This window comes from Niallia sp. M35 (genome assembly GCF_050971705.1).
In the GTDB taxonomy this organism is placed as follows: domain Bacteria; phylum Bacillota; class Bacilli; order Bacillales; family Cytobacillaceae; genus Niallia; species Niallia circulans_A.
In genome coordinates, this window is record NZ_JBPCEP010000010.1 from 147,963 (window position 1) to 163,835 (window position 15,873).

Sequence of the window (15,873 nt, forward strand, 5' to 3'; positions counted from 1 at the left end):
GGAGAGTTCGTTTGTGAAGTCTGTTTTATCAATTATAGCCACTAGATGGAAAAAATATTTTATTCCTTTATTATTGCTTAGTGCCCTTTTAGGAGCAATAGGATGGTTTGCCCCAGCTGGGAAAGAAAAGGGAGCAGTTAAAGCAGAGGCAACTATTTTACTAGGGAATTATGAAAATGAGTACTTAAATAATAGTGAAGTAATTGCATCCTTATTAAGAAATGAAACGACTTTTGTACACTATTTACCCGGTGTCGATATAGAGAAGGAACAGCTTCTTATTTCTGCGGATACCCCTAAAAAGATCAGCTTTACACTTACTGGTCCAAGTGAACAAGAAGCCGTAGATTCCTTATCAGAATTAGTAACTGCCTTTCTGGAAATGGATCAACAGTATTATCAAGAAAAAGAAGAAATTATCTCAGAAAGCATTGATCAGCTTCAAGAAATAACTGTTCAAGCAGAATCAGCTGTTGATCAACAACGATTTCTATATGAACTAAAAACAAAACAAGTCAATATGCAGCCAGCAATGCTAGTTAAGGATGTCGTAGCAGTAAGTGGGGATAATCGTGTAATCTCTCCTCGAGATCGAGCGCTAATGGGTGTTATGATCGGCATCATGCTCAGTTGTTTATGGATTATTTATCCGGTGTTCTTAAAATCTGAATCTGACTAAAAGAGGTGAGTGGAAGATGGCTCCATCTGTATCCATTATTATGCCTTCCTATAATTGTAAAGAGTATATATCTTTTAGCATCCAGTCTGTTAGGGAACAAACATACACAGATTGGGAACTGCTCATTGTTGATGACCATTCCACAGACGGCACAGTTGAGGTATTAAAGGAATGGGAAAAAGTAGAAGAGCGAATTCGAGTTTTTTACAGAACGGTTAATGGTGGAGCGGCTGTTGCTCGCAATATGGCGCTCGAGCATGCACGAGGAAAATATATTGCCTTTTTAGACAGTGATGATCGATGGAAACAAGAAAAGCTTGAAGTTCAATTAGCTTATATGAAGGAAAATCAGTATGCTTTCACCTTTACTGCTTATGAGTGTATTGATCAAAAAGGAGAGCAGATAAATAAATATATTCGAGTTCCTGAGCAAGTGGATTATCAAACCATGCTAAAAAATACAATTGTTGGTTGTCTTACTGTTCTAATTGATCGTGAACAAGTAGGGAATTTTCAAATGCCCAACATCCGTACTCGGCAGGATCTAGCAACTTGGTTAATGATTTTGAAGCGAGGTTTCCGTGCATTTGGCTTAAACGAAATATTAGCAGAATACAGGGTAGGAAATGATTCAATTTCTAAAAATAAATGGAAAGCAGCAAAAAATAATTGGCATGTTTATCGTCAAATAGAGCAGTTGAATTTCTTGCAGTCATCCTGGTATTTTTCTCATTATGCTTATAATGCTATTCGGAAGAGACTGTAGAAGGTAGAGGAGCATAGAAAATGAGAACAATCCACGTTATCGTTGCAACTGGCGTTTGGAATTTAGACAATTTAACTTATCGAAGACATCGATTTGCAGAATTTCTGCAAAAGCAGCAGGAAACAGAGGAAGTAATCTGGTTATGTCCAGGGGAAAAACAGACACCAGAAGTAACGAGATTAGAAAATGGTATTTACCAGTGGATAATCAGTGATTTGGGAAATTATAAAGTACAACGATTCGCTCGATTTATCCCCTTTTTCTACCAAAAGAAGCTCCGAAGTTTAAGTAATTATTTAGCGGAAAAAAAAGGGGATTATTTGGTGAATTTATGGTATACCTATCCTGCCTTTCCGACTTTGCATAAGATATATTCCTGGGATCAAATCGTTTATGATTGCAGTGATTTATGGGCAGAACAATTGAGCGGGAAATTTTCTTTCCTTTCTTATTTAAAGCAAAAGATCATCTATCAAAGTGAACAAACAATTGTTGAAAATGCAAGTTATATTACTTGTACTTCAAGCTTTTTAGCGGAGGAAATAATAAGTAGAACACCAGCTTATCGAGATAAGATTTTTACGTATGAAAATGGAGTAGAATACGAGCTTTTTCAAGAACGGAAGAATAGGGAGCCAGTTATAGAAAAAGAAGGGCTGACGATTGGTTACATTGGTGGGATTAAACCAAAGCTTGATTTTGGATTAATCCAGCAAATTGCACAAATGAGAAGGGATTGGACCATTTTATTAGTTGGTCCAGATGGAACGAATAACAGCCCGGAATTTATGAAATTATTGAAGGAACCCAATATTCAATGGATGGGAAGTGTATCGAGAAATCAGGTTCCAGCTTATATGCATATGCTTGATATAGGGATTATGCCATATAAGGATACTCCATATAATAAGGCTATTTTTCCATTAAAGCTTTTTGAATTTCTTGCTGCTGGAAAACCAGTGATAGGGATGAACTTGCCTTCAACAAAAGGATATGTAGAAGAAGGCGTTTATGAACTTTTGCTAGGGGAGCCAGAAGTGAATCAATTTATTCATGCCTGTGAAAAGATGGCAGAAAATGCTGGTAGCCAAGTGTGGCAGAGCAGAAGAAAGCAACTTGCCATGTTAAAAGATTGGGAGAATATCTTCCAAGAGATGATCCAAGTCGACAAAGAAACTAGCATATGAGGGATACCTGATGGCTAGTTTCTTTGTCGTTCTTATTCAGGTTAAATTTTACTGTATATTTCCATTTCATCCATTATATCTTGTAGTGTAATATGTTCTAATTCCTTTTCCATTGTTAGTTGGATGGTAGAAAAAGTCCTGTTTAAGGTTGGATGAATTTTGCTTCCTATCGGGCAACGGTGATTTGGATGATCATGTATTGCGAACCATTCACTTTTTGGTTGAACGGCTAAATAAATGTCTAAAAGAGTAATATCAGCAGGAGATTTTAATAAGGATGCCCCAGAAATGCCTGCTCTGCTCGTTAGCATTCCTCCTCTTTTTAAAAGTCCGCACATTCTTCTTATCACTACAGGATTTGTATTCACACTTTCTGCAATAGAATCAGAGGTTATTTGTTCGTATGGTTTCGAGGCAATTAAAGATAGGATATGAATAGCAACAGATAGCCGGCTGTTAGCCATAATAGATAGACACCACCAATCAAATTTTTTGTCATTCATTAGGAATACGTTATAATTGTTGCGTTGATAAAATTGATAGCGAATCCGAAGAGAAGCGCTTACATTACGTGGCTACTATTATTATACAATGGAATATAAGGGCATAATCAGCTAATTTGCAATTAAATTGTGAACAAATAGACACAAAAAAAGCGATGATGATGAGAAAGAAAGTGGTCATGATGCTTTATAATAAAAAAAGCTATTAATAAGAAGGTATTTAGAAGAGGGAATTTTGCTAAAAGAGGTGGAAGAAAGTGAAAACGGTTTTAGTTGTAGGTGGTGGGATAACAGGATTATCTGCCATGTATTATTTGCAAAAGGAAAATAGAGAAAGACAATTAGGACTTCGACTAGTTTTAGTGGAGGCAAATGACTACCTAGGCGGGAAAATCCATACGGTTACAAAAGATGATCTGCTTATGGAAACAGGAGCAGATTCCATTGTTGCCCGCAATAAAAATGTTCTTCCCTTTGTTAAGGAACTTAATTTAGAAGAAGAAATTGTTTATAACGCAACAGGGACATCTTATATTCATACACAAAACAAATTATTAGAAATTCCCAAGGATTCTATTTTCGGTATTCCGATGACATTAGAAGCTCTTTTTACAAGTGAACTCCTTTCCACTCGAGGAAAGCTAGAGGCTTTAAAGGATCTTTTTCGTACTAAGTCAAGCTTTACGAGAGAATCCTCCATTGGTGAATTTTTAGAGTATTATCTGGGAAAGGAAATCGTAGAAAAGCAGATTGCACCAGTTCTTGCGGGCGTTTACTCTGGAAATATTTATTCGTTAACAATGGGTTCCACCCTACCTTATCTGCTCGAATATAAGGAGCAGTATGGAAGCATCATCCGTGGGTTAGGGAAGAATAAAGAATCGTTTCAATCTGCTGCGAATAAGAAATTTATTTCTTTTAAAGATGGGTTATCTACAATTATAGATCGACTGGAGAAGGTATTAGAAGATGTATCCATTAGAAAGGGAATAGCTGTTACACGAATAAATAAGGAAGCAGACCAATATAAAGTTCAATTATCCAATGGGGAAGAAGAAATGGCAGACATGGTTGTCTTATCTACTCCCCACAATGTAACACAGCATATTTTAAGGAAGGATGAATTAAATCCTGTCTTTAGCAAGTTGAAAAATTCGTCCAATATCACCTTATATTTGTCCTATGATATTTCCGATGATGAACTGCCTAAAGATGGAACAGGCTTTATAGTCGCAGGGGATAGTGATATTGTTTGTAATGCTTGTACGTGGACAAGTAGAAAGTGGAAGCATACATCGAAGAATAATCAGCTATTATTGCGTCTATTCTATAAAAAAACAAATCCAGCCTATGAACGGCTAAATAGCCTTACAGAAGAGGAACTAATCCAAGAGGCTAGAAAGGATATAGAGAGAAGTCTTGGAATTACTTCAAAACCTAAAAGTTATGAAGTGACAAAATGGACTAATGCGATGCCTGTTTACTCATTAGAACATAAGCAAGCAGTAGAACAACTTAGCCAAGACTTAGCTCTTTTATACCCTAATGTGCATCTAGCTGGTTGTTCCTACTATGGAGTAGGAATTGCAGCATGTATAGCGAATGGGGAAGAAACAGCTAAGAAAATTTTGCATTCCATAGAATAAGAAAAGTGCAGAGCCATAGTAGGAAGGCTCTGTTTTTTTGTGAAATGATTTGATAGATGGAGCAATCGCTTGCTATTTATTTTGTAAAATAGCCGATTTTTAATTTCTTAATCTAGTAACGGGTTTTCACAAGATTTATAATAGGTGGAAGAACATAAAGAAAAGAGGAACTAACTAAATGAACAAAAGCCAGATGATGAGGATACAGGAGCAAAAGTAATGGATCATACTGTCATGGTATTTATTGTTTTAATCACGATGTCGGGTGCATTGCATGTGATATTAGCCATTATTGCGTATATGAATAGACAGGCATTTGAGGGAATGCGGACATTTTTGTGGTTTTCCTGCTTTAATGCTATTTATGCATTTGGGTATGCATTAGGACTTGCCAGTACAACGATAGAAGGAATGAAATTTTGGACAGCTGTTCAGTATTTAGGTATGCCGTTTTCGGCACCAGCTACATTAATTCTTGTTTTGCAATATATCGGCTACGATAGGCATTTAAATAAAAAAATGTATTTTTTCTATTATTTAATCCCAGCCCTTTCCTTTTTACTCGTTGCGACAAATGATTATCATCATTTATTCTATCAATCTGTATATTTAGAATATCGAAACGCAACTCCTCTCATGCAAATTACGATGGGACAATGGTATTTGCTACACGGTGCTTACTCGTTCGGAGCGTCTGCCATTGCTTTTGTATTACTATCGATTTATTGGTTTAAAGAGAAATCTAGGCAAACAAAACAAGTAGCCATACTATTGACAGGAATTCTTGTCCCTGTTGGCGCGTCTTTTTCTTATTTGATAGGACTTACTCCAAACGGCTTAGATCCTGTTCCAATTGCCATGCTATTTTCTAGTTCACTTTATTTATATGCTATCATATCTACGAAGTTTTTGTTGGTCCCGCCAATAGAAAAGGATTATATATTTGAAAGTATGGGAGAGGCAGTACTAGTTTTAGATCAGACATATCATCTAAAAGATTTTAATAAGGCAGCTTCTAGATTATTTATTGATGTGAAAAGAGGAAAACATATAGCAGCTGTATTAGGGCTGGATGATCCAATTCTTGGACTGTTAAAAAACATCGATACGGATTCTGTCATATCGGAAGTGGAAAGGACTAATAAATCAGCAACGGAATATTATCAAGTTAAGATTTCTCCGATTAAAAAAGGAGAGTCAGCCATTGTCGGTACTTCCATTATGTTTGCAAATATTACGGAACAAAAGAAGGAACAGCTCAGCTTAACAAAATTGGCATACACAGATAGTCTGACACAAATATATAACCGTGCTTATGTTACAGCCCTTGCTGAAGAGATGCTTGTCAAGCATAGAAAGATAGCCGTTATCCTGTTTGATATTGATCATTTCAAGAAAATAAATGATACATATGGACATTTTGGGGGAGACGAAGCATTAAAGCATATTGCATCTCTAAGTAAAGCTCTGGTGCCAGGGAATGGAGTTTTTGGCAGATACGGTGGAGAGGAATTTATTCTTTTTCTATTTGGAAAAGAAGCAGAATCAGCCATTGACCTTTCTAGGAAATTAAGAAGATTAATCGCAGAATCCCCTTTCTATTATAAGGAAATAGTAATTAATATTACTGCGAGCTTTGGCGTGGCTATAAAGGAAAACTGTCTAGCTCTTATCCCGTTGATTAGCGAGGCGGATGAAGCGCTATATGCATCCAAAAGAGAGGGAAGAAATACCGTTTGTGTCGCAGAAAATGGAGAATACATCAAATTAGAATCTTCTCCATTAGTAGGGAAATATTGATAAGAGTAAGGGAGTTTTCTCGTGTGTCTGCAAATGTTATTTTTTCTCACACTATTTGTTAAAATATTTAGAAAATACTCAAAAATGTATTGCGTAAAAAAGAGTGGTGTATTACAATTTTTTATATAATCTAAATCTATCTTTTTTCGTCAAAATCAAAATGATAGAGAGAAAAGTTTGTTAGTTTTGCTGTTATTCAAGACAGAGCCCTTTTCTTACGACATATGCATTGCTTCGAATGTTTATGATGATCTCATAAATATCTCGTGCAATATCCAGATGTTTATAGGAGGAGTATCACATGTATCATGCAAATACTATATATATTATTGGAGAAAGTAAAACATCCTCTAATAATGCCATTATGCAGCAATACAATGGTTTTTTTATTGCGTTAGTGGTGGATAGAGTCTCTCACACAATTATTGATGCAGAATGTTCTTCCACTATCAATATAACCTCTTCCTTCATTAAGTCTATTGTAGTCGGGAAATCGATGTTAGATTTAGACACCGTTTTAAAGGAAGTAGAAAATCGTTATTTTGGATCTTCTCAAAAAGCAGTTATGGTTGCTTTTAAGAATGCCCATATTAAATATAAACAACTATTAAAAGAATTGGAGTAAACTGCTTTTTCTGTTATACGCAGAGAAAATCCAGTTGATAGAGATTTTACTTCTCTGTTAGCTGGATTTTTTTATTTTGTACGAATAAGTTAGACCAAAAAATGTGGGAGGTTTTTTCTAATGGGCAAAATTTATATGTCAGTTGATATGGAAGGAATAACAGGGTTAATTGATCACACACAGGTTGATTCCGATAAGCTAAATTATGAAAGAAGCCGCATCCTGATGACAGATGAAGCAAACTACGTTGTTACAAGTCTATTTAATCAAGGCATAGAAGAAGTGGTTGTAAATGACAGCCATAGTAAAATGAATAATTTATTAATAGAAAGATTTCATCCCAAAACAAAGTTAATAACAGGGGATGTGAAACCATATTCAATGGTGCAAGGGCTTGATGCTAGTTATGACGGGGCAATCTTTGTCGGGTATCATGCGCGAGCTTCTGTTCCTGGTGTTATGACCCATAGCATGATTTTTGGAGTCCGTAATATGTACATAGATGACGTTGTTGTTGGAGAATTAGGATTTAATGCTTATGTTGCTGGATATTTTGGTGTTCCAATAATTCTTGTAGCAGGGGACGATCAAGCAGCACAAGAAGCAGAACAGCTTATTCCTAATGTAACAACAGCGATTGTGAAAAATAGTATTTCAAGATCAGCAGCGATGAGTTTAACTCCTGCCCAAGCTGGAGAATTGCTGAAAGAAAAGACAAGGGAAGCGTTAGAAAAAAAGCATTTAATAAAACCTTTAGTACCACCAGCCAGTCCATTACTCCGCATCGAATTTGCGAACTATGGACAAGCAGAATGGGCTCATTTAATGCCGGGCACTGAGATAGAGCCTGGTACTACAATTGTGCGTTTTCAAGCAAAAAACATCTTAGAAGCATATCAAGCTATGCTGGTTATGACTGAACTTGCGATGAGAACAACATTTTGTTAGGTGGTGTGACCGATGAAATCTTATTATGTTAAGCGCTTTTTCTCGATGGTCGTAACGTTATGGGTCATTATTACGATTACTTTCTTTTTAATGCATTTTACACCAGGTTCGCCATTTAATGATGAAAGAACGACGAATGATGCGATTCAGAAGAATTTAGAGGAGCAATATCATTTAGATAAACCGCTCATTGTTCAATATGGTATGTATTTAAAACAAATAGCAACCTTTGACTTTGGCATATCGATAAAAAAATCATCGCAAACAGTAAATGAAATGATTGGAAGAGGATTTCCTGTTTCCTTTGAGCTTGGTATGGTTTCCTTAATAGTTGCGGTTATTTCAGGGATAACGCTTGGCGTGATTGCTTCCCTTAAACACAATGGGGTCATTGATTATATAGCGATGACAATAGCGGTAATAGGAATTTCTATTCCTAACTTTGTTTTAGCAACCATGTTGATTCAACAGTTTGCGGTTCATTGGAAGATACTCCCGACAGCGACATGGTCGAGCTGGAAGCATATGATTCTCCCAACGATAGCACTTGCGACAGGTCCAACCGCCATTATTGCTCGGTTAACAAGAACGAGTATGCTAGAAGTATTAACACAAGATTATATAAAAACAGCTAGGGCAAAGGGACTTTCTCCATTCAAAATAATTGTCAAACACGCACTGCGCAATGCTCTTTTGCCAGTTGTAACTTTATTAGGTGCTTTGGCAGCCAGTATTTTGACTGGTACCTTCGTGATTGAAAAAATATTTGCGATTCCTGGTATGGGGAAATACTTTGTAGATAGTATTAATAATCGTGATTATCCTGTTATTATGGGGACGACCATTTTTTACAGTACCATTTTAATTATCATGCTATTCCTCGTTGATTTAGCATATGGCATATTGGATCCGCGAATAAAACTTCAGAAGAAGGAGGGCTAGCAATGGGCTTACGTCAAGAAACAATGTATGAAAAAAAGGACGATATTGCTCTTGATGAATGGTTTGTACCAATAGAGAGACAGCTTGGGGAGGCTGAAGCCGTTGTTCGTCCAAGCCTATCCTATTGGCAAGAAGCATGGAGAAATCTTTGGAAGAATAAATTAGCGATGGGAGCATTTTTTTTCTTAATTTTATTAATTATTATGTCTATCATTGGACCGATAATTTCTCCCCATTCGATTTCGGAGCAAAAGCTTATTAATCAAAATCAGCCGCCTTCTTCTGAATATTGGTTTGGGACAGATAGTCTTGGCAGAGACGTCTTTTCAAGAACCTGGTACGGGGCCAGAATATCGTTGTTTGTTGGGATTGCTGCTGCCGTCATTGATTTTTTGATAGGAGTTGCTTACGGTGGGCTATCGGGATACAAGGGTGGCAAGATGGATCACGTCATGATGAGAATAGTAGAAGTACTATATGGACTCCCATATTTATTAATCGTTATTTTAATGTCTGTTGTGATGGGGCCGGGGCTAGGATCTATTATTATTGCCTTGTCTATTACAGGATGGGTTGGAATGGCCCGCATAGTTAGAGGACAAGTTCTGCAAATAAAAAACTATGAATTTATTTTAGCATCGAAAACTTTTGGAGCTAAAACTTACAGAATAATTAGAAAAAACCTTCTTCCAAATACAATGGGCCCGATAATTGTTCAAATGACTTTAACAGTTCCCTCTGCAATATTTGCAGAAGCGTTTTTAAGCTTTTTAGGGCTTGGCATCCAAGCACCTTTAACAAGCTGGGGAGTTATGGCAGATGAAGGATTATCTGCTATTTTAACAGGTCATTGGTGGAGGCTGTTTTTTCCAACCTTATTTATATCGCTTACGATGTTTGCTTTCAATGTATTAGGGGATGGACTCCAGGATGCTCTTGATCCAAAGCTGAGGGGTGGAAAATAATGACGGCAATACTAGAAATCCGTAATCTACATGTTTCTTTTGCGTCTTATGGAGGAGAGGTAAAAGCGGTAAGAGGAGTAAATTTTTCGTTGCAAAAGGGGGAAACTTTAGCCATTGTTGGAGAATCTGGCTGTGGAAAAAGTGTTACATCGCAAACGATTATGCGATTAATTCCGAGTCCGCCAGGAAGAATTACAGATGGCTCTATTTTATATAAAGGGATGGATCTCACCAAGCTGAAAGATGAAGACATGAGAAAAATTCGCGGTGCCGATATCTCTATGATTTTCCAAGACCCAATGACAGCTTTAAATCCTACGCTGACGATTGGAGATCAGATTATGGAAGGGATTAAACAGCACAAGCAGATTTCCAAAGCAGAAGCAAAAGATAAGGCGATTGAAATGCTTACATTAGTTGGCATCCCTAATCCCGAAATGCGATTGAAACAATATCCTCACCAATTTAGCGGAGGGATGAGACAGCGAATAGTGATCGCGATGGCATTGATTTGTGAACCAGAGATTTTAATTGCAGATGAGCCTACAACAGCTTTAGATGTAACAATCCAAGCGCAGATTTTGGATTTATTCCGAGAGATTCAACAAAAAAGAGAAGTATCCATTATTCTAATCACACATGATTTAGGGGTAGTTGCTCAAGTAGCTGATCGTGTAGCGGTTATGTACGCAGGAAAAATAGTGGAGATGGGCAATAGAAGAGATATTTTCTATTCTCCCCAGCATCCATATACAAAGGGTCTGCTAAATTCTGTCCCGAGATTGGATCAGGAAGGTGAGCTGGTGCCAATAGACGGAACTCCTCCAGATTTATTTTCTCCGCCAAAAGGCTGCTCTTTTACGGCAAGGTGCCCGTATGCAATGGAGGTGTGCAAAAGAGTATACCCGTCAAAAAGTAATTTGAGTGCTCAACATCAAGTCAATTGCTGGCTGCAGGATGAGCGGGCAAGACGGGTATTGCACACGATTTAAAGATTGGAAGTCTTCGGAATATAGTTTTTAGCTATTTTTTGACTTTAAAGGAAAAGTCATTTTATAGATTACGAGATGAAAACGAAGTGGGGGGAATATGATGAAAAAGATAGCAATCAGTTTTTTGGCTATGATTATAATTTTTTCACTTGCTGCTTGTACAGCCAATAGTGATGCAGGAAAGGAAAAGGCGGCAGGGGAAACGAAAGAAAAGGTATTAAATTTAAACAATGGACAAGAGCCTAGTTCTTTCGATCCGCCAATTGGTTTTGATAGTGTTTCATGGACAGCTTTAAACAATTTAATGGAGGGCTTAACGCGATTGGATAACAATCATGAGCCTCAAGCGGCTATAGCTGAAAAATGGGATGTGTCAGAAGACGGAAAAGTATATACGTTCCATTTAAGAGAGAATGCAAATTGGTCTAATGGAGATCCAGTTACTGCAGGTGATTTTGTCTTTGCTTGGAAACGATTGTTAAATCCAGATACGAAATCGCCAGCTGCTTTCCTTGGTTATTTTATTGAGGGGGGAGAAGCATATGCAAACGGAGAAGGTTCAGCAGAGGATGTAAAACTTAAAGCAGTTGATGAAAAGACGCTTGAAGTTACCTTAACAGCCCCACAAGCTTATTTTCTAAATGTTATCACTAATCCTGCATTTTTTCCGATTAATGAAAAGGTAGCGACAGAAAATCCAAAATGGTTTTCAGAGGCAGACTCATTTGTAGGAAATGGTCCATTTAAATTAACTAAATGGGAGCATGACAGCTATTTTGAAATGGAGAAAAACGAAAAATATTGGGATGCTGATACGGTTAAGTTAGATAAAATATACTGGGCAATGGTGGATGATTCCAATACAGAATATCAAATGTTCCAAAATGGGGAATTGGATGTTTCTGATGTTCCAGCAGAATTAAGTGAGCAGTTATTTAGTGAAGGAAAGGTTAAAGTAGAAGACCAGGCAGGAACGTATTTTTATCGATTTAATGTGACAAAAGAGCCGTTCACAAATAAAAATATTCGTAAGGCTTTTGCTTTAGCTGTTGATCAACAGCAAATCGTCGATTATGTAACAAAAAATCAAGAGAAGCCTGCCTATGGCTTTGTTTCATATGGATACTTGGACAATGACGGGAATGATTTCCGTAAAACGAATGGAGATTTAATAAAGACAGATGTGGAAGCAGCAAAGAAATTGCTTGAACAAGGAATGAAGGAAGAAGGATATACAACTTTGCCAGAAGTGACGCTTACTTATAGTACAAGTGATACACATAAAGCAATAGCGGAAGCCTTACAAGCAATGTTTAAGGATAATCTTGGCATAGACGTCAAGCTTGCCAATATGGAAGCAAGCGTCTTTACGCAAGAACAAACAGCTTTAAAGCTGCAATTATCCAGAAGCTCTTTCCTTGCAGACTATGGAGATCCGATTAACTTTCTTGAAAACTTCCAATCTGGTTTGGCAATGAATAGAACAGGTTGGTCAAATGCGGAATATGATCAATTAATTAAAGAGGCTAAAAATGAATCGGATGAAGCAAAACGCTTTGAATTAATGTATAAAGCAGAAAAATTACTGTTGGATGAGGCACCAATTTTCCCAATTCATTTCTATAACTATGTGTATTTACAAAACGATAGTGTGACGGGAATTGTTCGTCATCCGGTTGGATACTTTGAATTAAAATGGGCAGATAAAAAATAAGAAGAGAGCAGAAGGGATGAACAAAAGGCATCCCTTCTTTCCTTAAAACATTAAAAAAATGAAAAAAGAAAGGGATAATAAAAAGTGATAAAGCCGGAACGTTTAAAAAAAGGAGATACCATTGCCGTTATTGCTCCAGCTAGTCCGCCATCGTCCGACACTTTACAGAAAGGTATCCATTATTTAGAAGAGGAATTAGGGTTAAAAGTAAAGGTTGGACAACATGTTTACGATCAATACGGTTATTTAGCAGGAGAAGATGAAGCTAGATTAGTAGATTTAGAAAATGCGTTTTTAGATCAAGAAGTAAAGGGGATTTTCTGTGCCTGTGGAGGATATGGAACCGCTAGATTAGCAGGTCAAATTAACTATTCCATCATTGCTCAAAATCCGAAGATATTTTGGGGCTACAGTGATATAACGTTTCTGCATACTGCAATCTTTAATAGAACAGGATTGGTTACTTTTCATGGTCCGATGCTTTCATCGGATATTGGAATGGAAGACTGTCATCCTTTATCGAAAGCTCTATTAAAACAATTATTTCAACCGCAGGAAATGATGTATACAGAAGAATACTCGAACTTGGATATTTTAGTAGAAGGAAAGGCCGCAGGACAGATAACAGGAGGAAACCTTTCTCTTATCACAAGTTCAATCGGTACTTCTTTTGAAATAGATACTAAAGCAAAAATTCTACTGATAGAAGATATAAATGAAGAGCCGCGATCAATAGACCGAATGCTTAATCAATTACAGCAAGCTGGAAAGCTGACAGATGCTGCCGGAATTATTATTGGTGATTTTCATCAATGTCTTCCCAAAAGAGACAAGTCGCTTGTGTTAGACGAAGTGATTGACCACTATATTCAAAAAGCGGGGAAACCAACCATGAAGGGATTTAAAATAGGACATTGTTCGCCACATATATCAATTCCGCTCGGGGTTAATGCGGAAATAAATACGAATGAAAAAGTACTAATGATTGATAGCGGCGTGGAATAAATTAGAAGAAGTAAAAGCTGGAGAGTAAGTTAATTGGTATAACACCACCAGAAAACAAGATTTTAAAAATAAGGATGATACATAGTGAAAATAACTAAAATCGAAACATTCCGTGTCGCAGTTCCATTAATTAAACCTTTTAAGACAGCATTACGAACCGTAACGATTGCAGAGTCTGTATATGTAAAGATTATATGCGAAAACGGAATTGTTGGTTGGGGAGAAGCACCGCCGACTTTAGTAATAACAGGAGACAGTCTAAAAAGCATCGAAGCATCCATTCATGAAGTGTTCAAACCTTATTTATTGAGCAAAAGCATTTTGCAGCTCGAATTATTGCTTCAAGGAATCCAGCAAATACTGGTTGGAAATGTGAGTGCAAAAGCAGCGATTGATATGGCTCTATATGACTGTTTTTCCCAATACTGTAAGCTGCCGCTTTATCAATTATTGGGTGGATATAATAATACATTGGAAACAGATTATACAGTTAGTGTTAATGACCCGGTAGAAATGGGAGAAGACGCAATGAGCTATGTTAAACAAGGGTTTAATGTATTAAAGATTAAAGTGGGAAAAGATGAAATACAAACAGATATTAATAGAATAATAGAGATTAGAAGAAGAGTAGGAAGTGAAATTAAATTAAGACTGGACGCTAACCAAGGCTGGAGTCCGAAAGAGGCAGTTGTAGCTATAAGAAAAATGGAGGATTTAGGACTTAACGTCGAATTAGTGGAACAGCCAGTTAAAGCGGATGATATACAAGGTTTAAAGAAGGTAACTGATTCAGTAGATACATTAATTATGGCTGATGAGGCTGTATTTACTCCCCAGCAAGCCTTTGAGGTGCTGAAAACACGCAGTGCAGATTTAATTAATATTAAATTAATGAAATCAGGGGGTATCTACCGTGCCCAGGTTATTAATCATTTAGCTGAAGTTTCAGGAATGGAATGTATGGTCGGAAGTATGATTGAAACTAAATTAGGGATAACTGCTGCGGCCCATTTTGCAGCAAGTAAAAAGAATATAACTCGTTATGATTTTGATGCACCGCTGATGCTGGCCCGAGACATAGTAGATGGCGGTGTTCAATATGACGGAAGAAACATCATTTTATCTAAGCAATTTGGTTTGGGGATAAATCATATTCTTGTACACGAAAAGGAGAATGTGGGATGACGAAATATGATGTGAGAATAGTGGATGTTCCTGTTGCTACCCTCTGGACAACTGAATATTCAGCCAGAGAAATAGACGCAGGGGCAATTGATAATCCGTGTGACATAAAGAGCTGGATTGCGAGTCTTGATTATGAAAAAGGACTAGAGCTTTGTACAGAGAACTTAGTACAATCTCAAGCATTGTATGGGCAAGAGGTATATGTATTGGATGAAAAAGGCGACTGGGCATATGTAGCATTGCCCAATCAAGCAACTCGGAAAAATCAGCTTGGCTACCCGGGATGGATACCTAAAAAACAATTGGTGAAAAAGGAAGGTTATTCTTTACAAAGTGGACCGATTGCAGTGGTTGAAGCATTTGCAGCAGAGTTATGCAATCGCAATAAAGATGTGATATTGCCATTATCCTTTCAAACGAGACTCCCGCTAAAAAAACAAGAAGGAGAATGGGTTCAAGTGTCGACACCTTCTGGGGAAGGGTGGATTAGAGCAGCGGATGTAGTCGTTTATCCCTCTTTTCAAGATGTCCGCAAAGGAACAGGGAAAGATATAGTAAACCAAGGGGAGCGATTTTTGAAACTAGACTATTTATGGGGCGGCATGAGTTCGTTCGGTTATGATTGCTCTGGTTTCAGTTACAGTATGTGCTTAGCAAATGGGTATTTGATACCGAGAGATGCCAGTGAGCAAGCAGAGGCAGGGAAAAAAATCCCTTTAGAGGAAATTGAGCCAGGAGATTTATTGTTTTTTGCTTACGAGGAAGGGCAAGGGTATATCCACCATGTAGGTATTTATTATGGAGAAAATAAATTGCTTCATTCCCCAAAAACAGGAAAGACAATCGAAATTATTCCTTTAGAAAATACAATCTATGAAAAAGAATTATGTGTAGCAAGAAGATATTGGGAATAAGG

The 15,873-nt window shown here is 37.2% G+C and carries 15 protein-coding genes; 14 read left to right on the forward strand and 1 reads right to left on the reverse strand.

The window, feature by feature from the left end; translation table 11 throughout:
- Positions 1-13: 13 nt before the first annotated feature.
- From NiCM35_RS15475 to tuaH, 3 genes are read left to right on the forward strand one after another with little or no spacing between them, the layout of a single operon-like run.
- Positions 14-679: a hypothetical protein gene (locus NiCM35_RS15475; RefSeq protein WP_433780021.1), complete on the forward strand. Its 666-nt coding sequence runs from the start codon at positions 14-16 to the stop codon at positions 677-679.
- 16 nt (positions 680-695) lie between these two features.
- Positions 696-1,445 carry a teichuronic acid biosynthesis protein TuaG gene (tuaG, locus tag NiCM35_RS15480; protein ID WP_123258764.1) on the forward strand — a complete coding sequence of 250 codons (750 nt, stop codon included), beginning with the start codon at positions 696-698 and terminating at the stop codon, positions 1,443-1,445.
- Between the two features lie 20 nt (positions 1,446-1,465).
- Positions 1,466-2,632, forward strand: coding sequence for a teichuronic acid biosynthesis protein TuaH (gene tuaH, locus NiCM35_RS15485; RefSeq protein ID WP_433780023.1), 1,167 nt, complete (start codon positions 1,466-1,468; stop codon positions 2,630-2,632).
- A gap of 41 nt (positions 2,633-2,673) precedes the next feature.
- Here the strand turns inward: tuaH and NiCM35_RS15490 are convergent, their stop codons facing one another.
- Positions 2,674-3,096, reverse strand: coding sequence for an Rrf2 family transcriptional regulator (locus NiCM35_RS15490; RefSeq protein ID WP_095331131.1), 423 nt, complete (start codon positions 3,094-3,096; stop codon positions 2,674-2,676).
- A 296-nt stretch (positions 3,097-3,392) separates the two neighbouring features.
- Between NiCM35_RS15490 and NiCM35_RS15495 the strand changes: the two genes are divergently transcribed.
- The 11 genes from NiCM35_RS15495 to NiCM35_RS15545 all read left to right on the forward strand — a co-directional run bounded on the left by NiCM35_RS15495 (position 3,393) and on the right by NiCM35_RS15545 (position 15,871).
- Positions 3,393-4,781, forward strand: coding sequence for a protoporphyrinogen oxidase (locus NiCM35_RS15495; RefSeq protein ID WP_123258766.1), 1,389 nt, complete (start codon positions 3,393-3,395; stop codon positions 4,779-4,781).
- Positions 4,782-5,000: 219 nt separating this feature from the next.
- A complete protein-coding gene (locus NiCM35_RS15500; RefSeq protein WP_095331127.1) occupies positions 5,001-6,581 on the forward strand; it encodes a histidine kinase N-terminal 7TM domain-containing diguanylate cyclase in 1,581 nt (526 codons plus the stop codon).
- Positions 6,582-6,882: 301 nt separating this feature from the next.
- On the forward strand, positions 6,883-7,206 hold the full coding sequence (locus NiCM35_RS15505) for a DUF3870 domain-containing protein (protein ID WP_433780024.1): 324 nt from the start codon (positions 6,883-6,885) through the stop codon (positions 7,204-7,206).
- Between the two features lie 120 nt (positions 7,207-7,326).
- A complete protein-coding gene (dppA, locus tag NiCM35_RS15510; RefSeq protein WP_433780025.1) occupies positions 7,327-8,154 on the forward strand; it encodes a D-aminopeptidase DppA in 828 nt (275 codons plus the stop codon).
- 12 nt (positions 8,155-8,166) lie between these two features.
- The gene (locus NiCM35_RS15515; RefSeq protein ID WP_095331121.1) at positions 8,167-9,096 is read left to right on the forward strand and encodes an ABC transporter permease; all 930 of its coding nucleotides are present in this window, start codon (positions 8,167-8,169) and stop codon (positions 9,094-9,096) included.
- A gap of 2 nt (positions 9,097-9,098) precedes the next feature.
- The gene (locus tag NiCM35_RS15520) at positions 9,099-10,061 is read left to right on the forward strand and encodes an ABC transporter permease (protein WP_163185700.1); all 963 of its coding nucleotides are present in this window, start codon (positions 9,099-9,101) and stop codon (positions 10,059-10,061) included.
- Entirely contained in the window at positions 10,061-11,053 is a 993-nt protein-coding gene (locus NiCM35_RS15525; protein ID WP_095331119.1) for an ABC transporter ATP-binding protein, read from the forward strand. Before NiCM35_RS15520 ends, NiCM35_RS15525 begins: the two co-directional genes overlap by 1 nt.
- A 100-nt stretch (positions 11,054-11,153) precedes the next feature.
- Complete coding sequence (locus NiCM35_RS15530) at positions 11,154-12,767, forward strand: peptide ABC transporter substrate-binding protein (protein WP_433780063.1); 1,614 nt, start codon at positions 11,154-11,156, stop codon at positions 12,765-12,767.
- Between the two features lie 84 nt (positions 12,768-12,851).
- Entirely contained in the window at positions 12,852-13,772 is a 921-nt protein-coding gene (locus tag NiCM35_RS15535; protein ID WP_095331115.1) for a S66 peptidase family protein, read from the forward strand.
- Between the two features lie 84 nt (positions 13,773-13,856).
- Positions 13,857-14,957, forward strand: a complete 1,101-nt coding sequence (locus tag NiCM35_RS15540) for a dipeptide epimerase (protein ID WP_095331113.1) — start codon at positions 13,857-13,859, stop codon at positions 14,955-14,957.
- A complete protein-coding gene (locus NiCM35_RS15545; protein WP_095331111.1) occupies positions 14,954-15,871 on the forward strand; it encodes a C40 family peptidase in 918 nt (305 codons plus the stop codon). Before NiCM35_RS15540 ends, NiCM35_RS15545 begins: the two co-directional genes overlap by 4 nt.
- Positions 15,872-15,873: the final 2 nt, after the last annotated feature.